Annotated in this window: 9 protein-coding genes; 5 read left to right on the top strand and 4 right to left on the bottom strand. The window is 69.1% G+C overall.

Annotation, left to right across the window (positions count from 1 at the left end):
* Nucleotides 1-550: CGNR zinc finger domain-containing protein (locus VFL99_RS11120; protein WP_325106423.1), on the bottom strand; the 550-nt coding region annotated here is incomplete at its 3' end.
* Nucleotides 551-576: 26 nt separating this feature from the next.
* Here VFL99_RS11120 and VFL99_RS11125 point away from each other — a divergent pair.
* The 3 genes from VFL99_RS11125 to VFL99_RS11135 all read left to right on the top strand — a co-directional run bounded on the left by VFL99_RS11125 (nucleotide 577) and on the right by VFL99_RS11135 (nucleotide 2,802).
* Entirely contained in the window at nucleotides 577-1,830 is a 1,254-nt protein-coding gene (locus VFL99_RS11125) for an MFS transporter (RefSeq protein WP_325106424.1), read from the top strand.
* A gap of 205 nt (nucleotides 1,831-2,035) precedes the next feature.
* Nucleotides 2,036-2,350 (top strand): DUF7455 domain-containing protein, encoded by a 315-nt coding sequence (locus VFL99_RS11130; protein WP_325106425.1) that lies wholly within the window; start codon nucleotides 2,036-2,038, stop codon nucleotides 2,348-2,350.
* Nucleotides 2,347-2,802: an OsmC family protein gene (locus VFL99_RS11135; RefSeq protein ID WP_325106426.1), complete on the top strand. Its 456-nt coding sequence runs from the start codon at nucleotides 2,347-2,349 to the stop codon at nucleotides 2,800-2,802. Before VFL99_RS11130 ends, VFL99_RS11135 begins: the two co-directional genes overlap by 4 nt.
* 65 nt (nucleotides 2,803-2,867) lie before the next feature.
* Here VFL99_RS11135 and VFL99_RS11140 read toward each other — a convergent pair whose 3' ends face one another.
* Nucleotides 2,868-3,218 carry an Lsr2 family DNA-binding protein gene (locus VFL99_RS11140; protein WP_325106427.1) on the bottom strand — a complete coding sequence of 117 codons (351 nt, stop codon included), beginning with the start codon at nucleotides 3,216-3,218 and terminating at the stop codon, nucleotides 2,868-2,870.
* A gap of 233 nt (nucleotides 3,219-3,451) precedes the next feature.
* Between VFL99_RS11140 and VFL99_RS11145 the strand changes: the two genes are divergently transcribed.
* Nucleotides 3,452-3,994 (top strand): DinB family protein, encoded by a 543-nt coding sequence (locus tag VFL99_RS11145; protein ID WP_325106428.1) that lies wholly within the window; start codon nucleotides 3,452-3,454, stop codon nucleotides 3,992-3,994.
* 167 nt (nucleotides 3,995-4,161) lie between these two features.
* Here VFL99_RS11145 and dnaB read toward each other — a convergent pair whose 3' ends face one another.
* Together dnaB and VFL99_RS11155 are read right to left on the bottom strand one after the other, a co-directional pair.
* On the bottom strand, nucleotides 4,162-6,789 hold the full coding sequence (gene dnaB, locus VFL99_RS11150; RefSeq protein ID WP_325106429.1) for a replicative DNA helicase: 2,628 nt from the start codon (nucleotides 6,787-6,789) through the stop codon (nucleotides 4,162-4,164).
* 403 nt (nucleotides 6,790-7,192) lie between these two features.
* Nucleotides 7,193-7,450, bottom strand: a complete 258-nt coding sequence (locus VFL99_RS11155; RefSeq protein WP_325106430.1) for a YegP family protein — start codon at nucleotides 7,448-7,450, stop codon at nucleotides 7,193-7,195.
* 113 nt (nucleotides 7,451-7,563) lie between these two features.
* Between VFL99_RS11155 and VFL99_RS11160 the strand changes: the two genes are divergently transcribed.
* Nucleotides 7,564-8,873, top strand: a 1,310-nt coding sequence (locus VFL99_RS11160) for an MATE family efflux transporter (RefSeq protein WP_325106431.1), incomplete at its 3' end; no start/stop codon positions are given.

An 8,873-nucleotide genomic window follows, 5' to 3' on the forward strand; every position in this document is an offset into this window, starting at 1 on the left:
TGCGGTAGGCCGCGGTCTTCACCCGGTTCTGGCACCGGGTGGAGCAGAAGCGTCGGTGCGAGTTCTTCGACAGGTCGACGTAGACCCGGTCGCACGCGGGCGCGGAGCAGACACCCAGCCGGCTGCCGAGGTCACCGCCGATGGCCATCGCCAGCCCGGCCGCGATCCCCGCGGCCCAGCCCCGGGAAAAGGAGTCGTCCGGTCCGTGGAAGTGCAGGGAGTGGCGCTCGCCGTCCTGGTCCAGCTGCGGCCGGGCGTTCGTCGCCCGCAGCATTTCGTTGACCATCGCCGCGGCAGCGCGTTCGTCGTCGGCGGCGAGCGCCTCGAACACCTCGCGTGCGCGGAGGACGTGGGGCACTAGGGCGCGCGCCTGTGCGGGACCGGGGCGCACGGCATACGCCTCGGTGCGTGCGGCGGAGGCGATCACGTCGCGCAGCTGTTCGCCGTGTGGAGCGGTGACCGGCCGGCCCCCGTCCTGGCCCGGGGTGAGGGTGTTGACCAGTCGCACGGTGGTCGTCAGCAACCGCTCGACGTGACTGTTGAAACGCATCTGAGAAGTCACGTACCTTCCTGCTCGTGTCACTGACGAACGACGCTACATCAGTTACGCGGATTCTGGTGCTGGCGCGGGTGGTGAACCGTCTCGGCGGCTTCGGGATGGGCTTCCTCGGGCTGCGACTCGGCCGCGACCTCGGGGTGGACCTCGCGCTGGTCGGGTCGCTGCTCGCGGCGTTCGGCATGTGCACCATCCCGTCGCGGGTTCTCGGCGGGGTGCTGGCGAACCGCTTCGGCGCCCGGTTCGCGCTCGTGGCGGGATTGCTCGCCTCCGGCGGTGCCCAGGCGGTCATCGGCCTGGGCCGGTCGGTGCCGGTGGTCGTCGCCGGTGTCGTGGCGTTGGGACTGGCCTACGAAGTCGTCGAGCCGGCGACCCAATCGCTCATCGCCGAGGGCGTGCCGCCGCAGCGACGGGCCTCGAGCTATGCCCTGCTCTGGGCAGCGGTCAGCGTCGCCGGGGTCGTCGCGGGGGCCGTGGCCGCGTTGGTCCTCCGGTGGGGCGTGGGCACGCTGTTCCTCACGGACGCGGCCACGAGCGTCGCGGCCGCGACCGTGGTCGCGACGCTTCTGCCCACGGTCGGGGCGCGCCAAGGCCCACCGCACTGGCGCGGCGCCGTCTCCCGCCGGCTGCTGGCGTGGACGGGCGTGGGCTGTGTCTACGCGACGCTGCTCATGGTCGTGGTCTTCATGTTGCCGCTGGCGGTCGACGCCGCCGGGTACCGCCCGTCGCTGACCGGCTGGCTGCTCGCGACGTCGGCAGGTGCCGCACTGGCGACCCAGCGCCTCGTCGCCCGGCGGGAGCAGCGGTGGCCCTCGGCCGGAATGCTCGTCGGCGGATACGTCGTGCTGGCTCTCGGGCTCCTCCTCTGGTCGGCCGGGTCCATTCCGGCGCTGGTCGTCGGCGCCGCACTGGAAGGTGCCAGCGGGGCCCTCCTCCTCGGGACCCAGCAAGCGATCGCCTCGCGACTGGCCCCGCCGGGGGGCGCGGCGACGGTGATGACGGTCTACGGGCTGTCCTGGGGCGTCGGCACCGTCGTGGCGCCGCTGGTGGGGGCACCGCTGCTCGCCCGCGGCACGGGCGCGTTGTGGCTGACGTGCGCCGCCATTGCGGCGATCCTTGCCATCGCTCATTCCTTGTATGCCGTCCTCCATCGTCTACGGTCACCGCTCGACCTGGCGGTCGGGCGCGGAAGGCCCTCGGACGCGGTGGGCTGCGCGCGGGCGCCGAGCATTGCGGATCAGTCGGGAAGCGGCCCCGCTCGCCCGACCAGGTGAACTGAAAGGACATGGGTGAGGAGGCGAATGTCGTCGATTTCGTCGACGAGGCACTTGCCCGTTTCTACGGCGCCGCCATTCCCGGGCTCGAGGCCGCCTTCACCATTCCCTACACCTGTCCGACGAGGAAGCATTCCCGGCCGTCGATCGTTGACCGGGGTACAGGCGATTGTTCGCGTCCCGAGCCGAAGTGGAGGAGACCCCGATGAGCCCCCTCGCTACCCCCGAGACGATTCCCAGCGTCGAGTTCCGCGACCCGAGCACCGGCACCGTGCTGCCGCTCGAGGCAACGCGGCCCCTCGGCAAGGACGAGCGGTGCGACGCACTGGGATCGGTGCCGGACAAGCGGGGCAGGCTCCGTCCGGGGTCCTGTGGCGCCGAGGCCCTCGTGCGCGCCTGGATTCCGCGAGTCGGCCGACCCCTGCTGTTCTGTGGCCACCACTTCCGGGGGCACGAGCCCAAGTTGCTGCAGATCGGCGCCTACATCCACGACGAGCGGGTACCTACGCTCGCGTCATGACGACGCACACCTATGCCGCGACCCTGACCTGGTCCGGATCGACGGGGCAGGGATACGACAGTTACGACCGCGCGCACCGAATGGCGCCCGAGGGAGCCCCGGAGCTGACCGTCAGTGCCGATCCCGCATTTCGCGGTGATCCGGCTCTGCTGAACCCGGAGCAGCTGCTGCTCGCCGCGGCAAGCTCCTGCCAGCTCCTTTCCTTCCTGGCCATCGCCGCCCGTGCGCGACTCGATGTCGTGGATTACGTCGATCGAGCGACGGCGGTGATGCCTGAGGACCAGCCGCCGACCCGGATCACCGAGATCGTCCTCCGCCCCCACATCACGCTGCGCGGCCCGGGGAGCGCGAAGATCCAGCGGTTGGTGGACCTGGCGCACAAGGAGTGCTTCATCGCCAACTCCATCTCGGCACAGATCCGCATCGAGCCGTCCGTCGACGTGGTGGACTGAGGCGCCGCACGACACAAAGAAGGGGCCTCATCCGCTCGGACGAGGCCCCCTCTGGGCAAGGGAACTCAGCTCTGCTGAGCCTCTTGGTAGGCGGTAGCGATGGAGGCCGGGATGCGACCGCGGTCGCTGACGGTGTGACCGTTCTCACGGGCCCACGAGCGCAATTCCGCATTGCTGACCTTCGCCAGCCGCTTCTTGCCTCCACGGCGACCATTGGCCGGACGGCGTGAGGCGCTGCGGCTCTTGGCGGATCGACGGGAGCTGGCGGCCTTCTTGGGCTGGGCCGGCTCGGTCGGCTGAGCGGGCTCCTCAACCGCGCCATTTGACGTCTCGGTCGTCAACGTCACTCCGTAGGCGGCCCCGATCACACGGATCGCGTCTTCAAGCGGCTCGCTGGAGTCAATGGTGATCTTCATGTGCGGTGTCCTCTGCTTCTCGATTCCGGAATGGAGCAAAAAGTCTTTCCGTCCCTGAGCATGACATGCCGACCTGCCTCTGGTCGAACTGCGGCGAGTCCACGGCATACCGCGGCATACCGCATTGCGCTTGGGGAGCCGAGGCATTCGGGCAGTGGAATGGCCGATCAATTCCCAAGGTGCCTCTCCCACGCGGACCCCATTCGTCCGGGAACTGCCCTATCGTCGCGGGCATGAGCGAGCCCACCGAACTGATGCCACACCCCTTCCCTGCCGCGCCCAACGAGGTGGAGGCACTTCTTGGTGCGCTGCACCGCAACCGGCGCACATTTGCGTGGAAGACCGGCGGCGTGGATACCGACGCGATGCGGCGCACGCTCGGACCTTCGACGCTCACTCTCGGCGGACTCATGAAGCACCTTGCCCTCGTCGAGGACCACTACTTCACGCATCTCCTGCTGGGCCGCGACTACCCGGCCGTCTGGGCGCCGATGGCCCAGGACGACGACTGGGACTGGACCTCCGCCGCCGATGACTCGGCCGAGGACCTCCGTGAACTTTGGCTCCAGGCCGTCGCGCGGTCACGAGCTGCCGTCGAGTCGGCCCTCGCCGACGGTGGCCTCGATCGCCCGCTCGCCGTCTCGGACGGTCCCGAGACGCTCAACCTCCGACGCGTGCTCGTCGACCTGATCGAGGAGTATGCCCGCCACACCGGCCACGCAGACCTGATCCGCGAGTCCATCGACGGGCTGGTCGGCGAGGACGCCCCTCAATAACAATCGGCCCCGCCGTGGGAGAACCTTGGGAGGCTGCTGGACGGTGGCCCGGGAGGACCAAGGTGCCGTCTGCGCTAACCCGGCGCGAACCCGGCACGGTTCGGCCCGTGCGCCTTGGCCCGGTCCGCCCCCCGTGCCGGTGCGTGACGTCGACGTCCCGGCTCAGATCAGAAGTTCGTCGCCATGTTGGTGAACCGGGAGTAATGGCCCTGAAAGGCCACGACGATGGTGTCGGTCGGCCCGTTGCGATGCTTGGCCACGATCAGGTCGGCCTCACCCTCACGGGCCGACTCCTTTTCGTACATGGCCTCCCGGTGGATGAGGATCACCATGTCGGCATCCTGCTCGATCGATCCACTTTCGCGAAGGTCACTCATCTGCGGACGCTTGTCGGTCCGCTGCTCGCTGCCACGGTTGAGCTGCGAAATGGCGATGACCGGGACCTCGAGCTCCTTGGCCAGCAGCTTCAGCGCCCGGGAGAATTCCGAGACCTCTTGCTGTCGGCTCTCCACCCTCTTGCCGGAGGTCATCAGCTGGAGGTAGTCGATGATCACCAGCTTGAGGTTGTTGCGCTGCTTGAGCCGACGACACTTGGCGCGGATCTCCATCAGCGACATGTTCGGGGAGTCGTCGATGAAGAGCGGTGCGTCGGAGACCTCGCCCATCGTGCGAGCCAACCGGGTCCAGTCCTCGTCGCGCATCGTGCCCTTGCGCATGTGCTGCAGCTGGATCTGTGCCTCGGCCGACAACAGGCGCATGGTGATCTCGGTGCGGCTCATCTCCAGCGAGAAGACGACCGTCGCCATGTGGTTCTTGATGGCCGCCGCGCGGGCGATGTCCAAACCCAGCGTCGAGTTGTGGGTCGGAATCATCGACCGACCGGCCAGGTAGAGGTGAGAGCCGTTGTCAACTTCGACGCACTTGACCGGCACGGAGGTGATCGGTCGGACGTCGACGATGAATCGAGAATCGCGCCGCTGAAAGCTTCGCGACCGGAGCTCCTTGTGCAGAAGCCGCTTCCGCTCGAGGGCGAAGACGTCGTCGTCCGTGCTGAAGGTGAGCGTGTAGGCGATCGAGGAGTCTTGGGCACGTCCGCGAACAACTTTCCGGGACTCGCCACAGCGATACCCCAAGCCTGCAAGAAGGTCACGAACGTCCGAAGCGAGTCGAGCGCTGGTGGTCGTGAACTGCACGCAGCCGCTCCCACTGACGGTGCCGTCCGTGTCGAGAAGGCCGGCAAGCAGGTCACGGCGCTGCTGCTCGCCTGATCGGAGGTACGCGGTGGGGATGTGCTTGTTGCCCAGGACGCCGAGAGTCCTCAAGCGGGCCTGAACGGTGCCATGATGGTTCCGGCACTCTTGACACTGCCTCATCCCGGATGACGGACGGCCGCAGTCCGGACATGTCGGAGCCTGAGACATGGGCGACACCGACGTGGCTCGACCACCACAAGACCAGCCGCACGTCTTCACCTGTGACGTGTGTGGTGTGAAGATCGCCCCGCAAACGACGCATTCTCGTTCCGATGGCAGTTCCATGGGCAGCGTGAGGTTGTAGCGCATCTTCGCGGAAGTCGGGCGCACGTCCAAGCCCTCGGCCTCAAGTCGCACGACGATGCCTAGGTCCTCGGTGGTGATCTGCGCCGCCGCCGAGGTTCCATCGCCTAGCCACGCGCCGACGACGTAGGGCGGGAGCAGAAGGTGTCGAGAAGGCAGCTGGAGAGGCTCCGTCAGCTTGACGCTGTGGTTCAACCGCTTGTCGGCAGTCGTACAGCGTAGGGTCATCCTGATCTCGTCAGTGGTCCGAACTTCTGCAAACGTGCGTTGATTCTGGCAGCGGTTCCGCCGATCACGAGCGCTCTGGTAGGAGCGACGGCTGGCACGCGTATCCGTGAGCCACTGGTGTTCCGCGTCCGCAACGATGACGCTGCCGTCGGAGAACTCGACCTCGAAGCAGGGCCGCCCGGTCATGACCTCCGTGGCAGCGACGACGGTGGTGGGCCGCCCGTCGGCGCCCAGCAACCGGTCCCCGACCTCGACCTTCCCCATGGTCGTCCACCCCTCTGGAGTGGGCAGCGGGGTGTCGAGCGCCAGTGCCTTGCCGACGGCCGGCCGCGCCGCGACGACGATCATCTGCCCGGCGTGCAACCCATTGGTCAGCGCGTCGAGGTCGGTGAAGCCGGTCGGCACGCCGATCATCTCCCCGCCCGAGCCCTGGGCGTGCTCGATCTCGTCGACCGTCGCCTCGATGACGTCACCGATCGCGGCGTAGTCCTCGCCGCCCCGCTTGTCCGCGACCGCATAGACCTCGGCCTGGGCAGCATTGACGATGTCCTCGACGTCACCGCCGCCGGTGCCGTAGCCCATCTGCACGATCCGCGTCCCGGCGTCGACCAGGCGCCGCAGCACGGCCCGCTCGGCGACGATCTGGGCGTAGTAGCCGGCGTTGGCCGCGGTCGGCACCGAGGCGATGAGCTGGTGCAGGTAGGCCTGCCCCCCGACCCGGCTGAGGTCGCCGCGCTTGGTGAGCTCGTCGGCGACGGTGATCGCGTCGGCCGGCTCACCCCGGCCGTAGAGGTCGAGGATCGCGTCGAAGATCAGCTCGTGCGCCGGCCGGTAGAAGTCCGCACTGCGCAGCACCTCGACGCAGTCCGCGATCGCGTCCTTGGACATGAGCATGCCGCCGACGACGCTCTGCTCGGCATGCACGTCCTGGGGCGGCAGGCGATCGGGCCCCGGTCCGTCGCTGCCGTCGGTGTCCCGGTAGGCCTGCGACTCCAGCTCCGCGATCGACACCGAACGCCCTCCCACACGATCTGCTCCAACCGGACCCGCACAGCACAACATGGCCCACCGACATACGTTCGATTCGACTGGTGCTGCGCCCCTGGAGGGGAGCCTCGCCAGCCGTCAGCTCCGGTATGCCGGCCGGTTGCCTTTGACGGGAGAGCAGCACGGTAGATCGCCGGGCTGGCACGGCACAAACGGCCCGTGTGGATGACCTGTGGAGGGCCTGTGGAGCCACTGCGGGGGGCTTGTGAACCGTCCTGTGGGTAACCCTGTGCACAACTGCGCGCCCATTGGGGAAAAGCACTCTGACCTGCAGCGATGCTGTCCACCGGCTGTGGACAACAGATTCTTCCGAGAACGACGAGGCCCCGACGGCGTGTCGCCGTCGGGGCCTCCTGTCAGCGCTGCGTCAGCCGTCGGCGCCGGCCCCTGCGGGAGTCGGCTCCGCCGGGGTTACCGGAGCGGTGGGCTTGGGGACGCCCGCGTCCTGGGTCTGGTCGACGAGGGTCGCCTCCGCCGCGTTCTTGCGGATCGACTCGATGCCCTTCAACGCCGCTGCGCGGGTCGGGTAGTCCTCACCCGTCGCGATGACCTGGCCGTTGCCCGCCTTGAGCCGGAAGCGGTAGTTGCCCCGCTTGTCGGTGTAGAGCTCAAACTTTCCTGCCATGGAGGGAACTCCTTTCACCTGCGGGCCCCGGCGGGGCCACGAGCCGAACGTAGGGCGCTTCCCTGTGAAGGAAGGGGTCGGTGGCGCTGTCTACGCTTCCTGCGTGAGCGCCCGTGCGTGAGCCCGACTCCCTCGTCACCCAGGACCCCGCCGACCAACGTCGCGAGATCCTGCGGCTGGCCGTGCCCGCGTTCCTCGCGCTCGTCGCCGAGCCGCTCTTCCTGCTCGCGGACTCGGCGATCATCGGTCACCTCGGCACGACGCAGCTCGCCGGACTCGGCGTGGCCAGCGCCGCCCTCGTGACCGCGGCGAACGTCTTCGTCTTCCTCGCCTACGGGACCACCTCCGCGGTCGCCCGCCAGATCGGTGCCGGCTCGGAGGGTGCCGCCGTGGCCACCGGCGTCGCGGGCGTCTGGCTGGCTGTCGCCCTCGGTATGGCGACCACGGCCGTGGTGGCCCTCCTCGCCCGCCCGTTGGCGCACCTGTTCGGCGCAAGCCCGGTGGCGCTCGAGCACGCGGTGACCTACCTGCGGGTGTCCGCGTTCGGCATACCGGGGATGCTCGTGGTGCTGGCGGTCACGGGCGTGCTGCGCGGGCTGCAGGACACGAAGACGCCGCTGGTCGTCTCGGTCGTCGGGTTCGGCGCCAACATCGTGCTCAACATCGGGCTGGTGTTCGGCGCCGGCCTGGGGATCGCGGGTTCCGCGCTGGGCACGGTGCTCGCGCAGACGGGCATGGCGGTCGCGCTGGTGGCGGTGGTGACCCACCATGCCCGCCGGCTCGGCGCCAGCCTGCGGCCGCACCCGGTGCGGGTGCTGCGGGCCGCGCTGGACGGCATACCGCTGGTGGTGCGCACGCTCGCGCTGCGCGCCGTCATCGTGGTGACCACCTGGGTGGCTGCGGGCATGGGCGACGTGCCGCTCGCCGCGCACCAGGTGGCGACCACGATCTGGAGCTTCCTCGCGTTCGCCCTCGACGCGCTGGCCATCGCCGGGCAGGCCCTGACCGGCAAGGCGCTCGGCGCCGGGGACGTCGCGGGCGCGCGGTCGGCGACCCGGACGATGGTGCGTTGGGGCGTGGTGTGCGGCGCGGTGCTCGGGGCGTGCGTGCTGGCCCTGCACACGGTGCTGCCCGACGTGTTCAGCTCCGACCCGTCGGTGCGGGCCACGTTGGCTGCCGCGCTGGTGGTCGTGGCGGTGTCGCAGCCGATCTCCGGGCTGGTGTTCGTGCTGGACGGGGTGCTCATCGGCGCCGGCGACAACAGCTGGCTCGCCGGAGCGCAGGTGGCGGTGCTCGTGCTCTACCTGCCCGTCATCCTCTGGGTGCACGCGGCCACGCCCTGGCTGATGTCGGGTGCTTCGCAGCTGGATGCGTGGCGGCACGCAGTGGTGGTGCTCTGGCTCGCGTTCGTGGTCTTCATGGT

Source organism: Segeticoccus sp., assembly GCF_035708005.1.

What these genes read in the sequence shown, in the direction of transcription:
- VFL99_RS11135 (WP_325106426.1), top strand. Translation starts at nt 2,347, where the DNA reads ATGACGACGCACACCTATGCCGCGACCCTGACCTGGTCCGGATCGACG.
- VFL99_RS11140 (WP_325106427.1), bottom strand. Translation starts at nt 3,218, where the DNA reads ATGAAGATCACCATTGACTCCAGCGAGCCGCTTGAAGACGCGATCCGT.
- VFL99_RS11145 (WP_325106428.1), top strand. Translation starts at nt 3,452, where the DNA reads ATGAGCGAGCCCACCGAACTGATGCCACACCCCTTCCCTGCCGCGCCC.
- VFL99_RS11130 (WP_325106425.1), top strand. Translation starts at nt 2,036, where the DNA reads ATGAGCCCCCTCGCTACCCCCGAGACGATTCCCAGCGTCGAGTTCCGC.
- VFL99_RS11155 (WP_325106430.1), bottom strand. Translation starts at nt 7,450, where the DNA reads ATGGCAGGAAAGTTTGAGCTCTACACCGACAAGCGGGGCAACTACCGC.